The sequence below is a fragment of the Neolewinella maritima genome, assembly GCF_923081025.1.
In the GTDB taxonomy this organism is placed as follows: domain Bacteria; phylum Bacteroidota; class Bacteroidia; order Chitinophagales; family Saprospiraceae; genus Neolewinella; species Neolewinella maritima.
The window spans coordinates 59,453-84,537 of sequence record NZ_CAKLPZ010000003.1 but is presented as its reverse complement, the minus strand read 5'-3'; the positions used below and the strand labels follow the sequence as shown (position 1 = coordinate 84,537).

The following is a 25,085-nucleotide window of genomic DNA, read 5'->3' as shown; positions in this document are numbered from 1 at the left end:
AGCTTACTTGAAGTACTCGTCGTAGCCCGGTTCGTCGCGGCGGCGGGGCTCGGGGGGGGGAGGGGGCAGCAGTTCGATGTCGGCGTCGATGTCCATGGGCTCGTTGCTTACTTCCTCGTAGTCGACCCATTTACCGTGGCGTTGCACGTCGGCTTCCCGCCGGGCTTCGCGGACCTTCTTTTTGAACAGGGCGGTGCCCAGGAAGTAGAGGAATACGAAGGGGTAGAGCACTACGGTCAGAGCGCTGGCGGCCAGGCCGTAGACCCAGTTGCGCTGGAACAGGTTCTTGATGCCGGTCACGTAATTGACCACCACCTTGTAGTCGATGATGAGCGCGGCGACCAGGGCCAGCGGGGCCAGACGGTACAACAGCGCGATGATCCACCCGACGATGGAGAAGAGCACGTACAGTACGACCAGCGCCACGACGATACCCAGGGCGGTACGGATGGGCGAGCGTTCGAAGGGGGAGCGGATGGATGCCATGCCGACTAAACAGGCTATACGTACGGCGGGTTGGCGGCGGGGGCGCATGCTGCGGCGTTTTTCGTCGGACGGCCGTGTTTTATCGGTCAACACCGGTGGGCGGGGTCGCGGGTGCGGAGGTTTGGCCGTAAATTCGCGGTATGCTGCGTATCCTTCTCCTGCTTTGTGTACTCACTACCGGTACGCTGACCGCCCAGCGGCAAGTGACCCTGACCGCCGAGCTTGCGGACTGCACCCAACCCATCCAATTATTTCGCTTCACCGGCTTTGGCTTCGAGCCATTGCTACCGCTGGCAGAGCGGCCGGACGGGTCGTACCAACTCAGCCTATCGATACCCGAACCCGTATTTCGCTACATAGGTACCGATGCGTCTAACGCCGTGCCGATCATCCTCGGCGGTGAGGATTCCCTAACGCTGCATGGCAACTGCGAAGCGCTACGTCAGGCTACGGTAGGGGGTAGCGCGATCAATACCGCCTACGTACAGCTCAAGGCCGACTTCGAGGCCTTCAACGAGCGCTACACTACCCTGATCCAGGACATCCAGGTGATCCAGGACGAGCGGGTCAACCGCGAGGGGAAGGAGGCCATGCGGCAGCTCGATCAGGACAAGCGCGAGCTGGTCGCCCGTATGGCAATCGAATATCCCCTGCTCGGCCGCGTCGCCAGCCTGAATACCTACCTCAGCTACTACTCGGCGGATCAGGAGCAGTACCCCAGCGAGGTCGGTCACTACGCGCAGACCTACTTTCAGTTCGTAGACTTCACGGACCCGGGCTATGACGACCTGTCGTGGACCTTCGAGGGCACCCGCGGCTTCACCACTACCCTACTCAAGGCCCTGCCGGCCGACGAGATCGCCGATGTCATACTGGAGCAGACGGCCCACTGGCCCGCCGGTGGCAAGGCGCGTTTTCTGGCCCGCAGCGGCGCCCTGGGTGCACTGTTCCCCGCCAAGCACCCCGCCACCATGCCCGTAGCCCGCGCGCTTATCGATGAATACGAGGACAGCGAGCCCGGGGCTATTGCATTTGTGAAGCAGCAGACGGCCGGGCTGGCCAGTTTCATCATCGGTGCACCGGCACCGCTCTTCACGGCGCCTACTCCGGCGGGCGAGGAGTTGAGTCTGGAGTCGCTGCGCGGACAAGTCGTCCTCCTAGATTTCTGGGCCAGTTGGTGTGGTCCCTGCCGCCGCGAAAACCCCAATGTGGTGAAGATGTACCACAAGTATAAAGATCGGGGTTTCGAGATTCTGGGCGTCAGTCTGGACGATCGCCGCGAGCGCTGGGAGGGGGCTATTGCTGCCGATAAGCTGGACTGGCTCCACGTCTCCGACCTGCAGGGCTGGCAGAGTGCGTACGGGCAGTTGTACGGGGTCACCTCCATCCCGCAGACCGTACTGCTCGACCGCGACGGCACCATCCTGGCCCGCAACCTACGCGGTGCCGAGCTGGAGCGCAAGCTCGCTGAGGTGCTGGGTAGTCGCTAAGACTCCGGTACGCTACCTTTGCCCCCCATGAAGACCTTTCGTTCCCGGCTGCTGGTCGTACTCGTCGTCGTAGCCGTCTCGGTAGGGCTCGATCAGTGGACTAAGTACCTGGCTACCGTTCACCTCCAGGGGGAGCCCGATCAGTTCTACCTTGACGGTATCCTACGCCTGACCCACGTGCACAATACGGGAGCCTTCCTCAGCATCGGCTCCGGCCTCAATGACACCTGGCGCCCGATCCTGCTCAACCTCTTCCCGGCCCTGCTCCTGATCGCGCTTCTCTACTACATCTTCCGCGAAAAGCTCCTCAACGGCTGGCAGGTCGTAGCCCTGTCCCTCATCGTCGGCGGCGGCCTGAGCAACATCGTCGACCGACTCCTCTACGGCCACGTCGTCGATATGCTCCACCTCAAGGCCCTCGGCCTGCAGACCGGCATCTTCAACGTCGCAGATATGGCGATCATGGGGGGGATGTTTATTATGCTGCCTTTTGCGCTTCGGCCTTCTCGGACTTAGACCGCTTCGCGGGTAGACCGCCTTTGGCTAGATAGACCACTGTCGTGGGTAGACCGCTTCGCGGAGTGGACCATCTACTCCGCGAAGCGGTCTACCTGCGAAGCAGTCTACCCCCAGCGAAGCTGGTCTACCCACAAAGTGGTCTACTCCCCCAGGAACCTAACATTCCGCCGCAAGCCCCCAAACTTCGTACGCTTCACCGCAGATTTGCGGAAGACCCGGCTGAAGACCTCCTGCGTCATCTCCTGCCATTCGCGCGGGCCCATGGCGGGGAGCTCCGGGTGCGGGAGGAAGGCGGGCTCGTCGTGGGGCGTGCTGAAGCGGTTCCAGGGACAGACCTCCTGACAGATGTCGCAGCCGAAGGCCCAGCCCTCCATGCGGCCGGCGAACTCTTCGGGGATAGCCTCTCTGAGCTCGATGGTGAGGTAGCTGATGCACTTGCTGCCGTCTACGACGTAGCCGGACGGGCTGATGGCCTCCGTGGGGCAGGCGTCGATGCAGCGGGTGCAGGTACCGCAGTGGTCGCGGATGCGCTGGTCTACGGCCGGGGCCAGATCGGAGATGAGCTCGGCAAGGAAGAAGTAGCTACCGGCTTTGGGGTTGAGCAGCAGGGTGTTCTTGCCCACCCACCCCGCACCGGCGCGCGCGGCCCAGTCGCGTTCCAGTACCGGGGCACTGTCTACGAATACCCGGCCGTCGATGGGGTGCGCGAGCGATTCCTCCAGGCGGTGCACCAGTTCCTTTAGCTTGGCGCGTACGACGTGGTGGTAGTCCTGCCCGTAGGCGTAGCGGGCCAGCTTGGGGGCCTCCTGGCTGGGGGTATCGTCGGCCGGGAAGTAGTTGTACAGCAGGCTGATGACCGACTTCGCGCCGGGCACCAGCTTGGTGGGATCGACGCGCTTGTCGAAGTGGTTCTCCATCCACTGCATCGTGCCGTGGTGGCCGGCGTTGAGCCAGGCTTCCAGACGCTGCTCTTCGGGCTCCATGCGTTCGGCCCGGGCGATGCCCACGAAGCCGAAACCGAGGTCGTAGGCCGTCTGCTTGATGTGGGTGGCGAGCTGGGTGGGATTCATGGTAGACGCAAAACGGCCGCCCCGGATGATCGGAGCGGCCGTTAAGGTAAGGAAGGGGGGCCTTCCTAGAAATCGTTGATCGAGCGACCGGTGAAGGACATCACGTTGCGGAAACCGATGTAGGACTTCGTCGTATCCTGGTATTCGAAGGTACGGGTGCCGTTCTGGAGGTAGAAGCTGATGTCTTTCCAGCTACCGCCGCGGATCACCTTACGCTTATAGGAGATCGGATCGTCGTCCTTGGCGTTGTAGCGGATATCGGGGTTGAAGTCGTGGACGAAGCCGGTGGCGTTTTCCTGGAAGGAGGTGATGGTCCACTCGGCTACGTTGCCGGCCATGTTGTAGAGGCCGTAGTCGTTGGGGTAGTAGGCATCGACGGGTACGGTGTAGGAGCCACCGTCATCAGCGTAGTTGCCGCGGCCGGGCTTGAAGTTAGCCAGCAGACAGCCCTTCGAGTTGCGGGTGTAGGGGCCACCCCAGGGGTAGGGCGCGCTCTGCTTGCCGCCGCGAGCGGCGTATTCAAATTCGTACTCGGTGGGCAGGCGGAACTGCTCGATGAGCGCTTCTTCGTTGTACTGATTCCACAGCGTGGTGCGCCAGAAGGAGAAGGCGCGGGCCATGTGCCAGTCGATACCCACTACGGGGAAGTTATCGTAGGCCGGGTGGCTGAAGTAGACCCGGGTCATGGGCTCGTTGTAGGCGTAGGCGAAGTCACGGACCCAGACCAGCGTATCGGGATATACATTGACGGTCTTCTCGGAGATGTAGGGCGTGATGCCGTTGCCGTCTTCGCCGCGGGGGCGGGCCATGGAGGCTTCCGTCCAGTCGACTTCAGAGTAGGTGTATTCGTAGAGGTTGGTGTTGACCTGCTTCTTGCCGGCGTAGTACTCTTCGAGGTACAGTTCGGACAGGGCCTCATCGCCGTAGTCGATGGGGAGTTCCCAGTCGATGTTGCCGTTCTCGTCTACGTCACCGAGGATGACGTGGGCGATCGAGTCGCGTACCCACTCCATGAACTGCCGGTACTCGTTGTTGGAGATCTCGGTATCGTCCATGTAAAAGCCGTTGATGGTCACGGACTTGGGACGCTGGATGAAGGTACCCGTGATATCCTGGTCGCTGTTGCCGACGTGGACGGTACCGGCCGGTACGTAGACCATGCCGTAAGGCTGTACACCCTTCCAGGTGGGTCGATCGAGGGAGCCGACGAGCTCGCCGGTTTCTTTGCTACCGCCGCAGCTGGAGAGCATCAGGGCCAGCGCGGAAACAGCTAGTACGGTATGTAGAAAGTTTTTCATGCGGGTGGCCGTGGGATGCGGCTTGGTTTTCGAAGGAGGGGAAGGACAAGTACGAAACGAAGGTAAAAACATAGTTAGTACGTTAGGCAGCGGGTAACGCTAAGTTTAACGTGCCGCAGTCGTCTGAAGGGCGGCAGGCCGACAAAGCCCCTACTGTTTGGTGCGGGGATTAAAGATCACGGGTGGCGGGATACCCGCTCCGATGCGCTGCCGCAGATTGTACTTCAGGCTGATCTCGTGGCTGCCGTCCTGCACCGTGCGCAGTTCCGAAAGCGTGAGGTCGTATGCATACGCTACGGAAATCTTATCGCTCAGGTTCAGTCCGGCCATTAATACAATCGCATCCGAGGTAGCATTATTGTAGCCCCGGTAGGCCGCGCCCGCGAAGATATTTTCATTGTAGCGCGCAATGCCCCCGAAACTGAGCTGGTGCTGCGTGCCGTCACTGACCGCAAAGAGCATCGGTGAAACGTCCCAGGCCCGCAGCACGTCGAAGCGCGCCCGCAGGTAGCCGTGGTACTGCCGCCCCAGCTGGTAGTCTAGCCCGGGATACGTGATGGTACCCTCATTAAGGTTGCGTACGGAGAGGCCGCCCTCCAGCCGCTCGGCCTGGTAGTAGAGTCCGGCGGCGATGGTCAGCGTACCCGCCCCCTCCGTGCCGGTGGGGATGAGGTCGTCATTGTGTACGATCACGCCCGGCTCGTCATACAGTCCGTCGGTACTGCGTAGCAGGGCGCCGTTTAGGCTCATCTGCTGGTAGCGGGCCGACAGGCCGACCGACCACACCGCCGTGGGGCGCACCAGCTGGTAGTTCCAGCTGGCCCCGAAGCGGTTCATCGTACGGGCACCGATCTCGTCCCGCTCGCCCTCGACGCCGAAGCCACTGCTCAGAAAGTAGACGGGGAGGTGCGCGCTGACGCGCTGTCCGGTAGGCTGTCCGTCCAGTCCGGTCCACTGCGCCCGGTAGGAGGCCGTGACGCTGAGGCTATTGTCCAGTCCGGCGTAGGCGGGGTTGAACTGCACCGGGTCGAGCCAAAACAGACTGTACTGCGCAAATTGCTGCGCCCCGACAGCTATCGGGGCGGTTCCGGCTACCAGTAAACAGACAAAGAAGAATAGCTGTCGGGTCATGTACGTAGGTCTAACAGTTCGCGTGCCGCCTCAGCCGTAGCAACCGGCAGTTGGCAGCTTCGGTTCTCGCAGACAAAGTAGCGTAGTTCCGAAAGGTAACGATTCTCTAACAGGGGAAGCGACCACCGGTCGTACTCGGCTGCGACAATAAGTAAGCCGGGTCGGTAGTCCGACAGGAATTCGGTCGCCGCCGCCACTGCCCCCGGTCCGGTCACCACCAACTCCCGCTCCGGATAGGCCTGTAGCAGGGCCGTCAGCCCCCAGCCGGCAAAACTCGTAGGGTAGCGCTGCAGGGCTCCGGCCAGGGCAGACAGCATTCGCTCGGCCCGCCGGGTGTATACCTCTTCCCCCGTTAGACGACCCAGCCGGTACAGCGTATGGGCCATCTGGGAGTTGCCGCTAGGCAGGGCATTGTCATAGAAGTCCTGCGTAGCCACGGGCAGCTCGCTTTCCGCCGGCGGGCGCAGGTAGAACATACGATCGTCCGCGTCAGAGAAGGTAGCCAGTACGTGATCGACTAGCTGACGGCCGTCCTCCAGGGCATACCGCAGGTCCAGCGTAGCCTCGCTCAGGTCCAGGGCGGCGGCGGCCAGGGCGGCGTAGTCGTCCAGGTAGGCCGGCGCACCGAGCTGACCGCTGGTCAGGTTGCGGTACCACTGTCCGTCGTGGTGCAGTTTTTCCCGCAGGTGCCGGTAGAGATAGGTAGCCAGCTCTAGGTAGCGCGCCTCGCCCGTGCCGCGGTAGCACTGGCACCAGCCCGATATCAGCAGGGCGTTCCACTGCAGGATCAGCTTATCGTCGGCCCCGGGGGGCACGCGCTTGCGGCGCTCGGTGGCCAACAGCTCGCGGGCGGCGGCGATCCTCGGGGTCAGCTCGGCGCTTCCCACGGGCCGGTAGGGGATGTTGGTGGCTTCCTCCTCCCAGTTGCCGGCGTGGGTGATACCGTAGAATTCAGCCACGGCCTCCACGTCCTCGGCCGGCAACAGGTCTTCCAGTTCACGGTACTGCCAGACGTAGTACTTGCCCTCTACCCCCTCGCTGTCGGCGTCGAGTGCGGCGCGGTAGCCGCCACCGGGCAGGGCCATCTCGCGCTGCAGCCAAGCGGTGGTCTCCTCAATGGCCTGCAGGTAGCGGTCGTCGGGGGTTACGGCCTGCAGCTTACCCAGCAGGCGCAGCAGCAGGGCGTTGTCGTAGAGCATCTTCTCGAAGTGGGGTACCCGCCAGTGGGCATCTACCGTATACCGACTGAAGCCCCCGCCGAGCTGGTCGTAGATGCCGCCGTCGAGCATGGCGCGCATACTCCGTCCGGCGCGGTAGACGTCGTGGTTGTTCCCGCTCAGTATGCCGTGCGCCAGCAGCAACTCCAGCGCCTGACTCTGCGGAAACTTGGGTGCTCCGCCGAAACCGCCGCGCGCCTCGTCGTACGCTCCCCGCAGCTGTTCCATCAATTGCTCCATACCGGCGTTCTCCGGTAGTTCGATACCCAGCATCCGGTCGCTGCCGGTGCGGATGTTCTCTACCAGTTTTTGCGCCTGCTCCTCGATCTCCTGCCGGTCTTCGCGATAGGTGCGGGCGATGTACTCCAGCAGCTCGGTCCAGGACGGGCGGTTGTACTTGCGCTCCGGCGGGTAGTAGGTGCCGGCGTAGAAGGGCCGCGCGTCGGGCAGCAGGAAGGCGTTCAGGGGCCAGCCACCCCCGCCGGTGATGGCCTGACAGGCATCCATGTATACTTGGTCCACATCGGGCCGCTCCTCGCGGTCTACCTTGATACAAACGAAGTGGCGGTTCATCACCTCCGCCGTAGCCTGCACCTCGAAACTCTCCCGCTCCATCACGTGGCACCAGTGGCAGGTCGAGTAGCCGATGCTGACCAGGATGGGTTTATCCTCCCGCCGCGCACGCTCCAGCGCCTCGTCGCCCCAGGGGTACCAGTCTACGGGATTATGGGCGTGCTGGAGCAGGTAGGGGGAGGTTTGCTGGGCTAGGCGGTTCATGGGAAGGGGTTAGGGGGGTTTAGGCGGGCATTGGGGGGCGGGGCCGCGGGTGCGGTGGAAAGAAAAGGCTCGCTACCAGCAAAGGTTGACGGTAGGAGCTTCGGTCGAGTGGCCTCCGGTCCGAGCTGCTGTTACCTGATCGTATAGTGTATAACCGGATATCTACGCACCTCCTGCTATCGAATAGAATAGTATGCAGCAGAAGTGGACCTTTATCCCATGATCAGACCGCTACTGGCACATGACCTTCCTTCAGTCCGCGCCCTACTCGATGCTCCACGCTCTTTCCCGGGGAGCTACTCGACGAGATGACCGATGACTTTCTGTCCGACCGAGTCACCGATTAGCAGTAGCTGGTCCACGTCACCGGAGAGCAGGTGGACGGGATCGTGTACTATGCCCCGGAAGCAATGACCGAGGGCACCTACAACATCTACCTCATCGCGGTGCACCCCAGTATGCAGGGCCGGGGCATCGGCAGCCGGCTCATGACCTACGTGGAAAACGCGCTGCGGCAGACCGGGCAGCGCATCCTTCTGGTAGAAACCTCCGGACTGGCGGTATTTGCCCGCACCCGTTCCCTCTCCCACAAGCTAGCGTATACGGAGGAGGCCCGCATCCGAGAATTCTACGCGGCGGGAGAGGATAAGGTGGTATTCTGGAAGAAACTATAGGCCTATCCGAAGGACCGGTTAGAAATGCACTGCAATAGAAGCTTCATTCCGGTCATTGATAGGTCGACACGATGTATTACCGGTATTCAACGACGCAGGCAAGCATATAGCGGTAGTTCGGATTTCGTTCTGATTCAACGGGGTAGACCGCATCGCACCTGCGGCCCCGCCCGGCATGTTGTATATACACTATTTACATTTCCCATTGAGCACATGTATTGAGTAACAAACTGATACATATACCCCTGTAAAATATACGTATAAGTTGTAACGCACAACTGACGGATTGCATAAACGGGAGAATCAAAACCCGTCGTCATTATGTCGTCTACTCCCACTACTATAGCCTATGCATTTGACCAGGAGGGGCAGCTACTGGAAAAGCAGTCCGTCAATGGTCAGGAAATCGCCTTCGAGCAGTCGGAGGACGGTGCCGAGATCGCGCGCGTGTTCGTACTACCCGAGCCTCCGGAGGGGGCCGTGGATGAGGAGCTTACCGTCGAGCGGCTGGAGCGCGCCGAAGCCTACGAACCGGTCCTGCGGGTAGCCAACGGCCGCCTGCTGGCCACCAATCGGATCCCCGACGGACTCATCGACCGCTGGCGGTGGGTGCGCTGCAATGCCCGCGGTAAGGTGACCAAAACGTTCATCATCGACGGACGGCGCGAGGAGCGGCCCATCTGCGGTGCCACCGTGCACGTCTGCGAGGTAGATCCCCTCCTGAAGCGGATCCCCCAGCTCTCCGACAGGCTCGTACTGGACCTGCGGGACCGCCTGATCCCAAAGCTGCCCGATCCGCTTCCCCCGCCGCCCCGGGGCATACTTCCCACTCCCCCGCAGCCCCCGCTGCCGGAACCACCCATTAAACTGGCGAAGGCTGCTCCGCAACTACACGGTCAGCTCCGGCGCGCGGACGCTAGCGGCATCCGCAACCTGCTGACCGCCCACCTCGACGTGCTGCGGCCCTACCTCTGCCTGCTGCCCCGCTACTGGAACTACTTCTACCGCTGCGATGAACTGCGCACGGCCCGGACCGACCGCAACGGCCGCTTCGAGGCGCCCTTCTTCTACCAGCGGGGGGGCGACGTGCCCGATCTGTACTTTTGGGTAGAGTTCCCGATCGACGGGACGCTGCGTACCGTCTACCGTCCGCCCATCCACTGCAATACGCACTGGAATTACCGCTGCGGTAAGGAGGTGGGTCTGCACATCACCGACCCCCGGGTACCCCTGACCTGCGAACGGGCGGTGACCGGACAGGTGGCCTGGATCAAGACCGTCGGTACGGCCACCAACGTGCGGAGCATCCAGCAGCGCTTCTCGGCTACCATCCCCTATAACTCCGAAACCTTCCGGACGGTGGGCCTGACGAACTTCGCTACCTCCGGTCTAGGATCCTACGGACTGGCCGGGCGGCAGGTGCGGCCCTTTGCCAGCGACCTCTCCTTCCGGGTGCAGTTCGGCAGCGGGTTCCCCAACAACGAGGCGCGCTACTTTCGCTGGATGTACCGCCGCACCCACAACGACAAGCTCGTAGCGGCAGCTACCTCCTGGAAGCCACTGACCGAGGCCAAGCTCCGGAAACCCTACACCATCGAGGTGGAGATAGGCGGCAACACCATCTTCATGACCCGACACTACCAGCTGCATGAGGTACCCGACGGCGTGGTGGGCTACCGTATTCCTCCGGTGTCGCCCAAGGTGGCGGAGGTATCCGGTAACCCCACCGCGGAGTGGCTCAGCCAGAACACCATTACCGCCAGCTTCGACTCCGCGGGCCTACCCAGCGACGGTCTGTACGAATTCAAATTCGAACTGCTGGACAAGGACGGCAACGTCAGCGGACTGCCCGCCAACCCCTTCCACCTGACCGACGATATGCTGGCCGGACGGTCGGAACCCGCCGAGCCCGGCTACCTGCTGCCCGCCGACGGAGTAGCCCACGGTGCCTTCCGGATGCGGATGCGGGTGGACAACCAGCGCTGTACCGCCCGGATCTACAACATCGCCGTAGACGGTAACAGGGCCAGTACCGAGTGTGGGTTCGTGACGTATAACGACAAGCAGACCTCCGAGGCTACCTTCCGCTTCGAGGCCAGTCACCCCAATGACTTTGCGGTGTTCAACTTCAACGTGCAGCGCGGCACCAGCAGCGATCCGCTGGCCGAGGCGGATACCCGCGGCTTTGTACTCGCCAGCACTACCGATGGCTACACCCTGGCCGGTGGAACGTATAGTGAAGAGGTCAGCGTGAAGCGGCTGCTACGGGGCTGCGACCAGGCGGCCTTTGCCGAGCACCTGGGCGTGTACGGATTGCACACGAACGGCTCGACGACCCTCAGCAGCTTCAATGCCTCCGACCTGGCGGCCTTCGCCCTGGAGCCTGCGACCAGCTAGGCTAGATCTGATATCAGTTTTCTGCTTCGTGGCAGCTGTCCGTCGGGTAGCTGCCACGGGCGTATAGCGGCTAGTGGCATCGTGTGGAGTTTCGGTACCGTGAGCTCCGCCGGATCTTGCCAGGCGGGTATGCCGATGGTGATCTGCTCCTGCGGTACGTCCGTGCGGTGCGACCCGTGCAGGCGGTCCCAGAAGCTGAACACCACGCCGTAATTGGAGTCGAACTCATCGCGCACCACGCTGTGGTGGATACCGTGGGCACTGGGGGTGATCATGATCCGCGACAGGGCGGCTTCCACGCTGGGCGGCAGGCGCAGGTTGCTGTGGTGGAAAGCGGTGCAACCTTCGAAGATTGCCTCGTAGCCCAGGACCAGGTCGGCCGGTGCCCCGGTGAGCGCGATCATTCCGCCGCGGTATACGATCGAGAATACCTGCTCGCCCAGGTGGAAGCGGAAGCCGGTGGTCACGTCCATATCCAGATCGGAATGGTGTACGCGGTGGAAGCGGTACAGCAGCGGCATGCGGTGGGTCAGGGTATGCCACAGGTAGTTGGTGTAGTCGAGCAGTAACGCTCCAATAGCGTAGCCGGCCCAGCGCGGCAGTGGCAGCCACTGGATGAGGCCGAAGCGGCGGCGGTCCGCCCACTCTCCGGCGTACACCATGATCGGCAGCAAGGCCAGCCGGGCAACGGTGAATCCGCTAGCCGCAACGGCGGTATTAATCACCGTGCGTTTTACCTTGCCGTGCTGCTGCTCGCGCAGCGTGAAGACTTCCTCGAGCAGGTAGAGTCCGGCCACGACAACGGCCAGTACGGGGAAGGCCCGGCGGTCGAACCAGGGGAAGGAGAGGCGGAGTTTGGGCATGGGTGGGTAAACTGCCGGGGGGCTAGGAAGTTTTGTCCTACTTACCGGCAGCTGCCTCGTGGTACAACTTGGCCACCTTTTTATTCATGGTGAAGGAATTGCCCTTGGAAAGATTGACCGGACCGAGGCTGAGGGCAACGGCGGGATAGGCTGCGCCCATGGTTTGGCCCGAAGACGCGTCGACCAGGTAGTGGACGTACACGTGGCGTCCACCCAGGGGCACGGGACTGACAATAGCGTAGGCTGCTCCTTCCTCCTGATTGAGAATTACCTCTGACCAACGCGCTAGCCCCACGACCTTCACCTCGAAGCCATAGGTATCGATAAATTCTTCGGCGGAATACTTCTTTTCGAAGACTTGATCAAGCACGTAGAGCGTTTTGGTTTTTAGCCTGCGACCCCGCTTTTCAATGGTTTCCTTGTAGTACTGCGCAGGCTTTTTGGGGGCACGGTTGATGGTGCGGGCCATGTCTTCCAGCGTAGCTACGCCGAAGTGCACGGCCGCGGCGGGTAGCTCGTCGTCATCTCCCAGCGGCAGCGCTACGTAGGCCATCATGTTCTTCTTCAGGTTCTTTCCCGCGCTAATGGTGAGGACGGCACTGCGGCTGGCCGGGCCGGGAATCCAACTGGTAACCAGCGCCCCACTGCCATTGAGACTGTTCGAGGCAAGCGTCGTCTCCGACCGAAGCTGATCCAGATAAAGGACCATCATACGGTCGTCCTTGTGGGCTTTTGCCAGGGCATCCTTGTAGGGCAATTCCTCCACTACGCGGGCAAAGCGGAAGAAGCTATCGACGGCCGTACGTAGGGTGTTGTCTACGGCCTCATTGCCAGACAGGCCCAGAATGATCTTGCTACGTTTGACCTCAGCAAAGGCTTTTTTGGTGTTGGCCATTTGCCCCATTAGGGGAAATAACATAAATAGGGCCATCAGGCCGGTGAGGATAACTCTCATAATACCAGTACGTGAATGTGATGTAAATGCGAGGCCAAAGGTATAGAATTCCGCGCGGCTGTATCTCACTTTTAGCCAATAGTGCTCTATTTAGAGTATATAGTTAGTATATGGGTAGTTCAAGCTTGATTATATACCGATTAATATAGCTTTACCATGTCAAGACATATGTCCAGCTATACGTTTATTTCTGTCTATGGGTCACCGACCCTTTGGAAGACCTTCTTATGAAGTGACATGCCGGGCACAATGAATTACCCGGGGCTAAATGGGAATGGTAGGTCTAGCGTGCGCGAAGCATGTATTTTTTATTTTACGAACACAGAGCGCTTCATTCGTTCATACTCCAAACGCCCTATCTTCCCTCCGTGACCCCACCCCTACTTACCTTCAAGTACCCCTGGCGGGCCTATCAGGCGCGTATTCTCGGCCGGCTGGAGCTATACCGCGACGACCGCAAGATCCACGTCGTAGCCCCGCCCGGCGCCGGTAAGACGGTGCTTGGACTAGAGATCATGCGCCGCATCGGGAAACGCGCGCTGGTCCTGGCCCCCTCGCTGACGATCCGCGCGCAGTGGACCGAGCGCTACATACGCGACTTCGGGGCCGATGAGGCACACATCTCCAACGACCTTTACGCGCCCGGCGCACTGACCATCGTCACCTACCAGGCCATGTACGCCTACCACGAGAAAATGGGTACTGACGGGTTAGACTGGGCCGAGGTACTCGTAGTGGACGAATGCCACCACCTGCGCCGCGAGTGGTGGCGGGTGCTGGACGGCGTGATGGAGCGCTACCAACCCGAGCTCGTGGCCCTTACCGCTACCCCACCCTACGACGTCAGCGGCGTGGAGTGGCGGCGCTACCACTCGTTCTGCGGCGAGATCGACGAGGAGATCAGTATCCCGGAGCTGGTGGCTAGTGGAGACCTGTGTCCGCACCAGGATTTCATCTACCCCATTCTGCCCCCGCCCGGGGAGTCGCGCCTGATCACCGAATGGCAGCAGCGCAAGGATGCCCTGCTGGAGCTGGTCCACACCCGCGGCGAACTGGCCTACTTCGTGCGCCAGCACCCCTGGCTGGCCGATCCGGAGGCACACTACGAGGACATCTTCGCCACCCCGGAATACTTCACCGCCCTGCTGAGTATACTGCGGGCGCAGGGCAGCGAGCCGCCCGCTACGGCCCTCGGCGTGCTGCACGGCGAGACCACCCTGGCCCCGGCCCTCGACGATCACTGGCTTACGCTGTTCCTGCAGCGGGCCCTGCGCGACGACGACTACTTCACCAGCGACCGGGGCCGCGACCTGCTGCGCCCCTACAAGCGCGCCCTTTCGGCAATGGGGGCCTGGCACGACGGCAAGCTGCACCTTGCCGCTGCCCTGCCGCCGGCCTCCGGCGCCGAAGCCGAGCAGCTGGAGAGTCCCCAGGCGAAGCTAGATGCGATGACCAAGATCGCGGCTTTCGAGTCCGATGCGCTGGTAAATGAGCTGCGCATGGTCATCCTGACCGACAACATCTACGACGAATTTCTGCCCACTACCGAGCACGACCGTCGGGCACTGACCCGGGTAGGTACCGTGCCCGTCTTCGAGACCCTGCGCCGGCAGGAGGGAGCCTACTACCGCGATACGCTCTGTATCCTGACCGGTTCCCTCGTCGTGATCCCGCAGGCGGCCGAGCACCGACTACTGGAGATCGCCTACGATCAGCTGCCCGACCAGCGGGTGATCAAGACCGCGCCGTTGTTTCCGGACTCGAAGTACGTCGTAGTGGATACCGGTACGCTGGCCAATAAGTACGCCGTAGGCTGGCTTACCCAGCTGTTTATGGAGGGGCTGATCCATATCATCGTGGGTACGAAATCGCTGCTCGGCGAGGGGTGGGATGCACCGGTGGTCAATAGCCTGGTCCTAGCCAACCGCGTAGGTAGTTTCGTGTTGAGCAACCAGATGCGGGGGCGCGCCATTCGGACGGTACGCGGTCAGCCCGATAAGACCGCCAACATTTGGCACCCGATGATCGTGCACCCCACAGTGCGGCGGGGCGGACCCGATGTAGACCGGATGCGCCGTCGCTTTCGGGGCTTCGCCGGGCCCCGCCTGGACGGCAAACCGGCCATTCAGAACGGACTGGAGCGGTATAGTTTGCTGTTCACCGCACCGGCGGGCGCGCCCACGGAGACGCAGCAGCAGCTTCTGCCCGCCGACCGCAGCTACAGCACCACCGATGCCGAGGCCATGACCGCCCTGCGCCGGGTGAGTCTGCAGCGGGCCACCGAACGCAGTCAGCTGGCCGAGCGCTGGACCGAGGCCCTCGGAGCCGGCACCCAACTGGTGGAAGCCATTCGGCCGCCGCAGGAACGCTACTACGAGCGCAAGGATCCGCTGACGCTGCACTACCGCGAGTCGATCGACCGCCACGTGGAGGAGCAGTACCGCCTGCTGCTGCTGAACATGAAAGTGGCTACTATGGTGAGTCTGCTGGTGGGTACGATCGTGGCGGCCGTGCTGGCCCGTGTAGCCCTGCCGCTACTGATCGTGAGTGGCGTACTAGCGGTGATCGCCGTGCCGGCGGGGGTGTATTTCTACCGCCACTTCGCAGCCCTGCGCCGGCAGGTGGCGGGCCGCCTGAGCGATCCGAACCGAAATCCGGCCTTCGACCGGGAGCTGAAGCTGCGGCCTTACGTGGTGTTTCCGCTGCTGTTTGCCCTATTGCTGCTGCCCTTCGGGTACGTGGCCTCCCTGAGTGTATTGACGGTGTATAGCCTGTGGATGGCCGGATGCGCCCTGCGCTCCCCCGTGCAGCGGCGCAACGAGGCGGTACGTCGGCACACGCTACTGTCTAATACCCGCGAGCGGCTGCTGAGCTACGGCAAGGCCCTGGCCGGTGCGCTGGGGGCGGGGGAGCACTTCCACGTGGCCAGCCCGGACAATCTCAAGCTCGAGGAGGAGGGCGACGAGCAGTTCCTATACCTCTCCGACGCCGAGCACCACGACAGCCAGTTGTTTGCTTCCTCGCTGGCGGAGCTGATGTCGCCCATCGATAACCCGCGCTACCTGCTGCGGCTCAAACTCCCCGATGATTGGACGCGCGGCGAGTACTACCTGGCCGTACCCGGATCGCTGGGTACCCGCAAGGATGCGGAGGCTTTGGCCGGGGCCCTTGGGGAGTCGGTCGACCAGGAGTTCGAAGCTATCTACACCCGGGAGCCCGCCGGCCGGCTACACCTTCTCACCGCCCGCCTCCAGGCCAGCTCCAAGACCGAAGAGCTGGCCCGACGCGAAATGCTCTGGCGATGATCAGTAGCACCGTGGCCCTGCTGCTGTTTGCCCTGGTGGCCTGGCGCTTCGTGCGCCGCGCGACCCAGGAAGCCCGTCGGCAGCGGGCCCTCACCTGGCCGCGCGCCACCGCCGTGCTGAATCCCGAGACCGCCGGACTGGAGCCGGCGGCAGCCAACAGATTAGGCGACGTACTCTTCTACCGCGCGCGACTGCGGGAGCCCTACGTGTTCTACGCCCGGGGGGAGCGCTTCACCGGTCATCGCCTGGCACCGGAGCTGGAGCGGCTGAACCCCGAGGAGACCAAGCTGTTCCTGCGCGCCCTGCAGCAGCACGCACGCTATCAGATCTGCTACGACCCGAACGACCCCGAGCACAACTACCTGACGGTAGGCCGGCACCTGCTGAGCAATCGGAGTCTGCTGCTGTATGCCGTGTTTGGCCTGGCCCTACCGGCGTGCCTATTAGTGATCGGCGTGTACGGCACCCCGGCTACCTTGGTCCAGGAGCTCGTGATCGTTGGGACTGTCCTGGGTAGTACGGGCGTTCTATTAGCTGCTTACTACGCAGCCAAGTCCGTACTGAACGTAGGTACCTACCTCGTACCTACGCCCGAGCGGCCGAGTCTGCCCGCCGCCGAGCCACCCGACGAACTGCTGGAAAGCCTGGCCGAGCGTGCCTTCGCCGCACCCGCGTCCCCGCAAAAAATATCCCGCGCATGACCGTCTTCCTCTTCGGGCTATACTATGCGGCCCTGCTGTTCTTTATCGTCCCCCGTATTCGTACCGCCCACAACCGGCAGCGGGTGCTTACCTGGCCGCAGACCAAGGCGATCATCGACGAGAAGGTGGTCCTGGAAGAGGCGCGGCCGTCCCGACAGGGTACGGGACTAGCTCACGCGTCGCAGGTGCACGGCCACCTTAAGGAGCGCTACGCCTACTACGTGGGCGGGCAGAAGTACGAGAGTCAGCTGATCGAGCCGGGCTTCGACCAGCAGCACCGCCACTACCGGAATATGGCGCGCTTCCACCTGATGCGGCGCGAGCAGCCGGTCGTGTACTTCAATCCTCAGCAGCCCGAGGAGGCCTACCTGCAGCCGGGGCAGGACCCCCTGAGCTGGCGGGTGCTCGGGTGGGGAAGTCTGCTGCTGGGCGGGTGGCCGCTGTTGTTGCTAGTGTGATAAGCAAAGGTCGAGTGGCCTCCGGTCCGAGTACTTTAGTATTGCTACTGCGCGTAGAGACTCGGACCGGAGGCCCTCGACCTTTTAATTCACCAACCCGCGGGGCATAGTGCACGTTCCGTAGACAAATCAAGTAATGTACATGGGCATCGATCTTCCTGCAACCACCTCTACTACTCCCGGCATTCAGGCGATGCTGCCCTTTTTGTACGCGGCCTGGTCGGACCGTCACCTTAGCGTACCGGAGATCCAGGCCCTGCGTAAGGAGGCCGATGCACTGGACTTTCTGTCCACCGAAGACCGGGGCGTGCTGATGGAGTGGAGCAACCCGGTGCACCCCCCCAGCCGCGAGCGCTTCCAGCAGTGGCTGACGAGCGGACGGCAGGCCGCCGAAACCCTACCCGAAGACAAGCCCGCCAGTCTGGCGGAGCTCGCCGTGCTGCTGGGGCTATCCGCTGAGGAAGCGCCGGAAGAGAAGCATGCCTACTGGGCCGGCCAACTCGCCGCCCTCCGCCAACTCGAGGAGGGGCTCGGCGGCGTACGCGAAGACACCTACCGCAGCCTGTTCCCGCGCTACGACCAGCGCGAGAAGCTCTTCGAGGCCATCCGGGAGGGCAGCGTGGCCCCGGCCGATCTGCAGGCCGTGCTGGACGGCGAGCACGCGGCCGTCATCCAGCGGGTCAAAAACATCCTGCTGCGGCCGAGTTTCGAGCGGTCTACCCTGCGCATTAAGGAGGATTACCGCGAGCAGGTGCTGCGCTGGTGCAAGGAGTTGGCGCAGGAGGGCATCGGTGCACTGTCTTACCCCGTGGCTTACGGCGGACAGGACAGCATGGACGACTACGCCGCCGCCTTCGAGACCATCGCCTACCACGACCTGAGCCTGGCCATCAAGTTTGGCGTACAGTTCGGCCTATGGGGCGGGGCAGTTTATAACCTGGGCACCAAGCGGCACCACGACCGCTACCTGCACGCTACCGGCACCCTGGAACTGCCCGGCTGCTTCGCCATGACCGAGACCGGGCACGGCAGCAACGTGCGCGGACTGGAGACCACGGCCGTCTACGACCCCGAGCACCGCGAGCTCATCGTACACTCCCCCAGCGTGGAAGCCGGCAAGGAGTACATCGGCAACGCCATGCACGCCCGGATGGCGGCGGTGTTCTGTCAGCTCATCGTAGACGGGGAAAGCCACGGCGTACACGCGGTAGTCGTACCGATCCGCGGCCAGGACGGACTCACCCTGCCCGGTATCCGCGTCGAAGACAACGGCTATAAGATGGGCCTCAACGGCGTCGACAACGGCCGGCTCTGGTTCGATAGCGTACGCGTGCCGGTAGAGAACCTGCTCGATAAGTATGGCGGCATTCAGGAAGATGGGAGTTACTCCAGTCCCATCGAGAGCCCTACGCGCCGCTTCTTCACGATGCTGGGCACCCTGGTGGGCGGACGCGTCTTCGTGCCCCGTGCCGGACTGAGTGCCGCTAAGTCGGCCCTCACCATCGCCGTACGCTACGGACTGCGGCGGCGGCAGTTCCCCTCCGAGTCGATGCGTTCGGAGACCATCATCATGGACTACCCCAACCAGCAGCGCCGGCTGATCCCGCTGGTGGCTAAGGCCTACGCCGTGCAGTTCGGGCTGGACCACCTGCTGGACCGCTACGTCCGCCGCACCGAAGAGCAGATGCGCGAGATCGAGGCCATGGCGGCCGGACTTAAATCCTATGCTACCTGGTTTGCCACGGCTGCCATCCAGGAGTGCCGCGAGGCCACCGGCGGCAAGGGCTACCTGGCCGAGAACCGCTTTGCCGCGCTCAAGGGCGACACCGACATCTTTACCACCTTCGAGGGCGACAACACGGTGCTGATGCAGCTACTGGCAAAGTCACTGCTGACCGAATTCAAGAAGTCGTTCCAGGAGGACGGCAACTTCGCCGTGCTCAAGTTCATCGGTCGCCGAGTGGGCACCATCGTCACCGAGCAGAACCCCTATACCGTGCGGCAGACCGACCGCGAGCACCTCGAAGGCCGCGGCTTCTACCTGGCCGCCTTCCAGTTTCGGGCACGGCGACTGGTCAGCACGCTAGGTAGTCGCCTGCGGGCCTACATTAAGGGGGGCATGAGCAGCTACCAAGCGGGCCTGCTTTGCCAGACCCACATGATCGAAGCCGCCGAGGCTTATGTGGAACTGCTGGTGCTGGAGGCTAGCCTGAAGCGGGTAGACGATCGTCGGCCGACGAACCAAGCTGCGCAAGATTCGGCGGACGATGTGACCCGGGTATTGGAAAAGACCATCCTCCTCTACGCTATGCACACCATCGAGCAGCACCGCGGCTGGTACCTGGAATCGGACTACATCAGCGGACAAAAGAGCAAAGCCGTGCGCAAGTTGGTGGATAAGCTGTGCGCCGAACTGCGTCCGGAAGTGGGGGCACTGGTGGACGGGTTCGGGATACCGGATGAATTGCTGGGGGCGCCTATTGCGCGCTGATTGACTGGGGGGATGGCTCCGAGGCCTTATGTACCGGGAGCAGCTGAAGTAGAACAGTGGGACCACACGAGGGGTTACCTCCCAAACCCCACCAGCCATGTTAGACCACCTCCTCTCCTCCCACACCCTAGGCAGCCTCCAGCTCAAGAACCGCGTCGTCATGGCCCCCCTGACCCGCTCGCGGGCTGAAGGAAATATCCCTAATGAAATGATGGCCGCCTACTACGCGAGCCGCGCCGGGGCCGGACTCATCATCAGCGAGGGTACCTCGCCGAGCTTCAACGGACTGGGCTACCCCCGTATCCCCGGGGCCTTTACGCCGGAGATGCTGCACGGCTGGCAGCAGGTCACCGATGCGGTACACCGCCAGGGCGGCACGATCTTTCTGCAGCTCATGCACACCGGCCGCGTCAGCCACCCAGATAACCTCTGGACCGGCGGCCGCGTCCTCGCCCCCAGCTCCGTGGAGATGACGGAGACCAAGATGTACGTAGACGGCAAGGGCGAGCAGGATATCCCCCTGGCACAGGAGATGAACCTCGAAGACATCACCTTCGCCGTTAAGGAATACGCCATGGCCGCCAAGGTGGCCATCGATGCCGGCTTCGACGGCGTAGAGCTCCACGCCGCCAACGGCTACCTACTCGAGCAATTCATTCACCCCAAGACCAACCTGCGTACCGACCAGTTCGGCGGCACCATCGAGAACCGCCTGCGCTTCGTGCGCGACGTCGCCGAAGCCACCGTAGCCGCCGTTGGTGCCGAGCGAGTAGGCATGCGCATCAGCCCCTACGGTACCTTCGGCGAGCTTGGTGCCTTCCCGGGTATTCTGGATACCTACCGCCGCCTGGCCGAGATAGCTAAGAAAGTCGGACTGGTCTACCTGCACCTGGTCGATCATGAATCCATGGGCGCGCCCAGCGTACCGGAGGAGATGAAGACCATGCTACGCGAAACCTTCCCCGGCAGCTTCATCCTCAGCGGCGGTTACAACGCCCAGCACGCCGAGCGCGACCTGGCCGCCGGCAAGGGAGACCTGGTCGCCTTCGGCCGCCCCTTCATCGCCAACCCCGATTTGGTGGAGCGCTTCCGGCAGGGCGCGCAGCTGGCCATTCCCGACCAAAGCACCTTCTACACGCCAGGACCGGAGGGCTACCTGACCTACCCCAAGATCACCGACCAGGCTTAAAGTCCTTGATGTGCTCGCCCAGGTCGTAGACCTTCACCTTGCCCTTCAGGTTCTTGCGCAGCAGACTAGCCCCGATGGCCGACTGGTAGCCGCCCCCACAATGCACCACGATGGGGCGGTCCTGCGGCACCTCCTTCCAGCGGTCGCGCAGCGTCCAGACCGGAATGTTGATGGCACCGTAAAAGCGGGTATCCTCCATGGCCGGCTTCGCGGGCCGCACGTCCACCACGGTATACTTACCGATGTGGTGCTCGCGGAAGTCCTCGAGGTCCAGCGGCTCTTCCATCAGTTCGGCTAGTCCGGTCACGTAGCGGGTAGCGCCGGTCAGCTGCTTGTCGTAGCCGATCTTGGCGATACCCTGCGCGACCTGGTAGGCGGCCTCGCCGTCTTCCACCAATACGTAGAAGTCTTCACCGGGCCGTACGATCGACCCCAGCCAGAGCGCAAAGTTGCCCTTGGCCTGGATGTTGATCGCATTGCGCGGGTGACCGGCCTTGAAGTCCGCCGCGGGGCGGGTGTCGATCAGCCAGGTATCGGTGCCCAGCGGGATGGCTGCGGGCGCGGTCGCAGGTGCGGTGGGCGTACCGGCGGGTGCGACCTCCTCATTACCGATGATGACCACGTTACCCTTTTTCTCCACGACGGGCTGGGTGACGGTCGTCTCGTGCTGATGGTCTCCGTCCAGCAGACTGCGGAAGGGTGCCATCGCTTCGGCCCAGCTGGGGTAGCCCTCCTGGTTGCCGGCCAGGCAGCCCGTCACGTAGGCGGGTACGAAGGGGTAGTCTTCCAGCAGCCAGTCGGCAAACTGGTCGGCGTTCTTGATCTTCTTGTCGAATACGGGACTCTCGTCCTGCGCTTCGGTCAGGTTGAAGCGGCCGTGGGTTGCATCGCCCATCTTACTGAAGTGTGCATCCTCACCGAAGCCGGCATAGACCGTAGCCCGCTGGTCGAAACCGCGGATCTTACCGTAGATACTCTCGTAGGATTCCTTGGCGTAGGTGCGCTCGTTGTGCAGGGGGTTCTTATCCTCGGGGCGTGGCAGGGGGTAGCCGGCGCCGTCCTGCAGCAGTACGTTACCGGTGAAGATGGCCTCTACCTTACCGTCCGCGTTCGTGGCGATCAGGCTGATGCTGTCGGCCGTGTAGCCGGGGGTGAGCTGGGTGCGCACGTGGCAGCCTTCGCCGAACTCGATCATCGTGGCCCGGCCTGCCTCGCGGTACAGCCCTTCGCCGTGGAAGTGAAACTTGGCCGCGCCGACAATTTCCGCGCCGGTGAGTTCGCGCAGTTCGGCCCATCCGCTGGCAAAGGCGCCGGGGCGGTGGGTCATCACGATGGCCCGCAGGGTCAGCTGCTGGTCCCGGAGGTACTCGAAGTAGGGCTCGATGCGTCGGGGGGGATCAATGGCTACGGCCTCTCCCCCGTCACTGATCAGGTAGGAGTATTGGTCGATGGTCTCGTCGTGGAAGCGCTGTACGGTCATGGTTGCTGCGGTTAAGTGTACCGGTGTAACCGTAAGCGGGCGGGCGCATGTTTAGTACCGCCGTTCGATGAGGGGGGCGTCGGCGCCGGGGCCACCGGGTCGTTTGCGCAGTTCGTCCAGTCGGTCGCGGCACTTGTCGCAGGCGCCCAGGTGTTCGCTGATCTGGCGGTAGGCCGAGCGGTCTTCGGTCTTGGTCACGTCGCGCCAGTAGTCGAGCAGCTCGTCGTCATCGGGGTGGCGGAAGCTGCCGACCACTTCGCGCCCGATGCGGTAGATGATGGCCGCGGCGACGGCGGCGATGAGGTAGGTACCCATGCGCAAAGCAACGCCGGGCCGGCCGCCTTGGTTGGCTGACCCCCGCACCTGCGGCCGCGCCCCCATACGTGAAAGCGCGCCGTTGGTCGAATTCCGGAAGGGACGAAGGGGCCGAATCACTTACATTGCAACGATGTCCGTCGCCACCACCCCGACCACGCCCCTCCGTAGCCTGACCGAGCGCCTGGGCGATACCCTCTCGCAGCGCCCCTTCTACCACGGCCTCGGGTGGCTAGCCTTCTTCGGCATCCTAGTAGCCCTGCAACTGCAGGCCGGGGAGTACAGCCTGAGTCTGGTGCTGATCAATGAGCTGATCACTATCGTGGTCTTTGCCGTAGTGGTGTACGCCAACCTGTTCCTGCTCTTCCCCACCTACCTCAAGACGGGCCGCTACTGGATCTACCTGGCCGGACTAGTGGGCCTGTCCGTACTCTTCACCCCCCTGGAGCTGGTGATCAAGTACTTCCTCTTCTCCGCCCGCGAGGCCGTACAGATCGACCTGCTCGATAATATGGAGGCCTACTTCCTCGGCAACTTCCTGGTGGGCGGCGTCAGCACCATCGGCAAGATCATGACCGACTGGATCGCCGAGAACCGCAAGAAGCAGGAGGTAGAGAACGAGACCATGCAGAGCGAGCTGCGCTTCCTCAAGTCGCAGATCAACCCCCACTTCCTGTTCAATACCCTCAACAGCCTCTACGCCCTCACCCTCAAGAAAAGCGATAAGGCCCCCGACATCGTCATCAAGCTTTCGGAGATGATGCGCTACATGCTCTACGAGTGCAACGAGCCCGAGGTACCGCTGCGCAAGGAGATCAACTACCTGCAGAACTACCTCGACCTGGAGCGGCTGCGCCAGCGCGAAGGTATCGACATCACGCTCGATGTGCAGGGACAGGTCGTAGACCAGCAGATCGCCCCCCTCCTGCTCATCCCCTTCCTGGAAAATAGCTTCAAGCACGGCATCAACGCGGCCATCCAGGGCGGCTTCGTCCGCGCTACCCTCCGGGTGGAGCCGCGGGCCATCCGCTTCGACCTCGAAAACACCAAGGGCAGCCACATGCCCCGCTCCCCCGACGCGGCCCGCCCCAGCGGTGGTATCGGCCTGGTGAACGTCCGCCGCCGCCTGGAACTACTCTACCCCGAGCGCTACGATCTGGAGATCCGCGAGACGCCGGGTACTTATGCTATTCGACTTGACTTACAGTTGTGAGGGGGTCAAGGGGGGGGTCAAGGGGTTAGGGAGAGAAGGGGTTAAGGGGTTAAGGGTGGGGATGCTCGCTTCGCTCGTTGGTGGGGGGTGGGCTTGTGTTGGTCGGTTTTTTACTTTGTAGCTGTAGTCCCGCCCTATATTCATGAGTCTATCGCCACTTACACTACTACCGCCTACCACTACTATCGAGTCTGCCCCGCCTACAACGCCTATCGAGCCTGTCACACCTATCCCCCCTACAACACCTATCCCGCCCTTAACCCCTTAACTCCTTTCCCCCCTAACCCCTTCCTCTTACACCTTAACTCCTTGCATCCATGATCAACGCCATAATCGTCGACGACGAACCCCTAGCCCAGGATATCCTGGAGACCTACCTCGAGCGTATTCCCGAGATCGAGCTGGTCGCTAAGTGTGCCAATGCCTTCGAGGCCAACGACGTGCTGCAGAAGGAGGATGTGGACCTGATGTTCCTGGACATCAACATGCCGCAGCTTACGGGTACCGACTTCCTGCGCGGCCTGACCGATCCGCCGGTCACCATCTTCACTACGGCCTACCCCAACTATGCCCTGGATGGCTTCGAGCTCAATGCCCTGGACTACCTGGTCAAGCCCATCAGCATGGACCGCTTCCTGCAGGCCTGCAACCGCGCCGTAGAGCAGGCGGAGCTTCAGCAGAAGGCCAAGGCTCTGCCCGTGGAGGACGGCGGCCCCGGCTACTTCTTCGTCAAGGCCGACAAGAAGCTCGTGCGCGTCAACATCGACGAGATCGTCTACATCGAGGGCCTCAAGGACTACGTTATCATCCGCCTGCCCAACGACCGCGTCATCACCCTGCAGACCATGAAGTCGCTCGAAGCCAAGCTGCCCACCAGCGACTTCCAGCGCATCCACCGCAGCTACATCGTCAACCTGGAGCGCATCGAAGCCCTACAGGGCAATATGGTGGAAGTGAAGGAAAAGGGCAAGATCACTACCCTCCCCGTGGGCAAGAGCTACCGGGAGGTACTGGCTGAGCGGATTGAGAAGCTGAAGTTGTAGACCCAGCTTCGCT

20 protein-coding genes are annotated in these 25,085 nt (G+C 62.5%); 11 read left to right on the top strand and 9 right to left on the bottom strand.

Features of this window, described 5'->3' with window-relative positions:
- Nucleotides 1-3 precede the first annotated feature (3 nt).
- Complete coding sequence (locus tag MJQ68_RS11990) at nucleotides 4-486, bottom strand: hypothetical protein (RefSeq protein ID WP_238751357.1); 483 nt, start codon at nucleotides 484-486, stop codon at nucleotides 4-6.
- 140 nt (nucleotides 487-626) lie between these two features.
- Between MJQ68_RS11990 and MJQ68_RS11985 the strand changes: the two genes are divergently transcribed.
- Both MJQ68_RS11985 and lspA read left to right on the top strand, forming a co-directional pair.
- Nucleotides 627-1,976: a TlpA family protein disulfide reductase gene (locus tag MJQ68_RS11985; RefSeq protein ID WP_238751356.1), complete on the top strand. Its 1,350-nt coding sequence runs from the start codon at nucleotides 627-629 to the stop codon at nucleotides 1,974-1,976.
- A gap of 27 nt (nucleotides 1,977-2,003) precedes the next feature.
- Nucleotides 2,004-2,492 carry a signal peptidase II gene (gene lspA, locus MJQ68_RS11980; RefSeq protein ID WP_238751355.1) on the top strand — a complete coding sequence of 163 codons (489 nt, stop codon included), beginning with the start codon at nucleotides 2,004-2,006 and terminating at the stop codon, nucleotides 2,490-2,492.
- A gap of 143 nt (nucleotides 2,493-2,635) precedes the next feature.
- Here lspA and queG read toward each other — a convergent pair whose 3' ends face one another.
- From queG to MJQ68_RS11960, 4 genes are all read right to left on the bottom strand, one after another.
- Nucleotides 2,636-3,565, bottom strand: a complete 930-nt coding sequence (gene queG / locus MJQ68_RS11975) for a tRNA epoxyqueuosine(34) reductase QueG (protein ID WP_238751354.1) — start codon at nucleotides 3,563-3,565, stop codon at nucleotides 2,636-2,638.
- A 65-nt stretch (nucleotides 3,566-3,630) separates the two neighbouring features.
- Nucleotides 3,631-4,863 (bottom strand): T9SS ring complex lipoprotein PorK/GldK, encoded by a 1,233-nt coding sequence (porK, locus tag MJQ68_RS11970; RefSeq protein WP_238751353.1) that lies wholly within the window; start codon nucleotides 4,861-4,863, stop codon nucleotides 3,631-3,633.
- 150 nt (nucleotides 4,864-5,013) lie between these two features.
- The gene (locus MJQ68_RS11965) at nucleotides 5,014-5,994 is read right to left on the bottom strand and encodes a PorP/SprF family type IX secretion system membrane protein (protein WP_238751352.1); all 981 of its coding nucleotides are present in this window, start codon (nucleotides 5,992-5,994) and stop codon (nucleotides 5,014-5,016) included.
- Complete coding sequence (locus MJQ68_RS11960; RefSeq protein WP_238751351.1) at nucleotides 5,991-7,988, bottom strand: thioredoxin domain-containing protein; 1,998 nt, start codon at nucleotides 7,986-7,988, stop codon at nucleotides 5,991-5,993. Before MJQ68_RS11960 ends, MJQ68_RS11965 begins: the two co-directional genes overlap by 4 nt.
- A gap of 410 nt (nucleotides 7,989-8,398) precedes the next feature.
- Here MJQ68_RS11960 and MJQ68_RS11955 point away from each other — a divergent pair, with 410 nt between their 5' ends.
- Entirely contained in the window at nucleotides 8,399-8,662 is a 264-nt protein-coding gene (locus MJQ68_RS11955) for a GNAT family N-acetyltransferase (RefSeq protein ID WP_238751350.1), read from the top strand.
- Nucleotides 8,663-8,983: 321 nt separating this feature from the next.
- Nucleotides 8,984-11,059, top strand: a complete 2,076-nt coding sequence (locus MJQ68_RS11950; RefSeq protein ID WP_238751349.1) for a hypothetical protein — start codon at nucleotides 8,984-8,986, stop codon at nucleotides 11,057-11,059.
- On the opposite strand, the gene MJQ68_RS11945 is transcribed toward MJQ68_RS11950, so the two are convergent.
- Both MJQ68_RS11945 and MJQ68_RS11940 read right to left on the bottom strand, forming a co-directional pair.
- On the bottom strand, nucleotides 11,056-11,922 hold the full coding sequence (locus MJQ68_RS11945) for a sterol desaturase family protein (protein WP_238751348.1): 867 nt from the start codon (nucleotides 11,920-11,922) through the stop codon (nucleotides 11,056-11,058). The genes MJQ68_RS11950 and MJQ68_RS11945 overlap by 4 nt on opposite strands.
- A gap of 37 nt (nucleotides 11,923-11,959) precedes the next feature.
- A complete protein-coding gene (locus tag MJQ68_RS11940; protein WP_238751347.1) occupies nucleotides 11,960-12,877 on the bottom strand; it encodes a hypothetical protein in 918 nt (305 codons plus the stop codon).
- Between the two features lie 368 nt (nucleotides 12,878-13,245).
- Here MJQ68_RS11940 and MJQ68_RS11935 point away from each other — a divergent pair, with 368 nt between their 5' ends.
- From MJQ68_RS11935 to MJQ68_RS11915, 5 genes are all read left to right on the top strand, one after another.
- Nucleotides 13,246-16,182: a DEAD/DEAH box helicase family protein gene (locus MJQ68_RS11935; protein ID WP_238751346.1), complete on the top strand. Its 2,937-nt coding sequence runs from the start codon at nucleotides 13,246-13,248 to the stop codon at nucleotides 16,180-16,182.
- Nucleotides 16,179-16,883: a hypothetical protein gene (locus MJQ68_RS11930; RefSeq protein ID WP_238751345.1), complete on the top strand. Its 705-nt coding sequence runs from the start codon at nucleotides 16,179-16,181 to the stop codon at nucleotides 16,881-16,883. Before MJQ68_RS11935 ends, MJQ68_RS11930 begins: the two co-directional genes overlap by 4 nt.
- On the top strand, nucleotides 16,880-17,341 hold the full coding sequence (locus MJQ68_RS11925; RefSeq protein WP_238751344.1) for a DUF3592 domain-containing protein: 462 nt from the start codon (nucleotides 16,880-16,882) through the stop codon (nucleotides 17,339-17,341). Before MJQ68_RS11930 ends, MJQ68_RS11925 begins: the two co-directional genes overlap by 4 nt.
- Nucleotides 17,342-17,483: 142 nt before the next feature.
- Nucleotides 17,484-19,832 (top strand): acyl-CoA dehydrogenase family protein, encoded by a 2,349-nt coding sequence (locus MJQ68_RS11920; protein WP_238751343.1) that lies wholly within the window; start codon nucleotides 17,484-17,486, stop codon nucleotides 19,830-19,832.
- A gap of 97 nt (nucleotides 19,833-19,929) precedes the next feature.
- The gene (locus tag MJQ68_RS11915) at nucleotides 19,930-21,021 is read left to right on the top strand and encodes an alkene reductase (RefSeq protein ID WP_238751342.1); all 1,092 of its coding nucleotides are present in this window, start codon (nucleotides 19,930-19,932) and stop codon (nucleotides 21,019-21,021) included.
- On the opposite strand, the gene MJQ68_RS11910 is transcribed toward MJQ68_RS11915, so the two are convergent.
- Together MJQ68_RS11910 and MJQ68_RS11905 are read right to left on the bottom strand one after the other, a co-directional pair.
- Nucleotides 21,005-22,501 (bottom strand): rhodanese-like domain-containing protein, encoded by a 1,497-nt coding sequence (locus MJQ68_RS11910; protein ID WP_238751341.1) that lies wholly within the window; start codon nucleotides 22,499-22,501, stop codon nucleotides 21,005-21,007. The genes MJQ68_RS11915 and MJQ68_RS11910 overlap by 17 nt on opposite strands.
- A gap of 51 nt (nucleotides 22,502-22,552) precedes the next feature.
- The gene (locus MJQ68_RS11905; protein WP_238751340.1) at nucleotides 22,553-22,816 is read right to left on the bottom strand and encodes a hypothetical protein; all 264 of its coding nucleotides are present in this window, start codon (nucleotides 22,814-22,816) and stop codon (nucleotides 22,553-22,555) included.
- Nucleotides 22,817-22,949: 133 nt separating this feature from the next.
- Between MJQ68_RS11905 and MJQ68_RS11900 the strand changes: the two genes are divergently transcribed.
- On the top strand, nucleotides 22,950-24,029 hold the full coding sequence (locus tag MJQ68_RS11900) for a sensor histidine kinase (RefSeq protein ID WP_238751339.1): 1,080 nt from the start codon (nucleotides 22,950-22,952) through the stop codon (nucleotides 24,027-24,029).
- Nucleotides 24,030-24,346: 317 nt separating this feature from the next.
- Entirely contained in the window at nucleotides 24,347-25,072 is a 726-nt protein-coding gene (locus MJQ68_RS11895; RefSeq protein ID WP_238751338.1) for a LytR/AlgR family response regulator transcription factor, read from the top strand.
- Nucleotides 25,073-25,085: the final 13 nt, after the last annotated feature.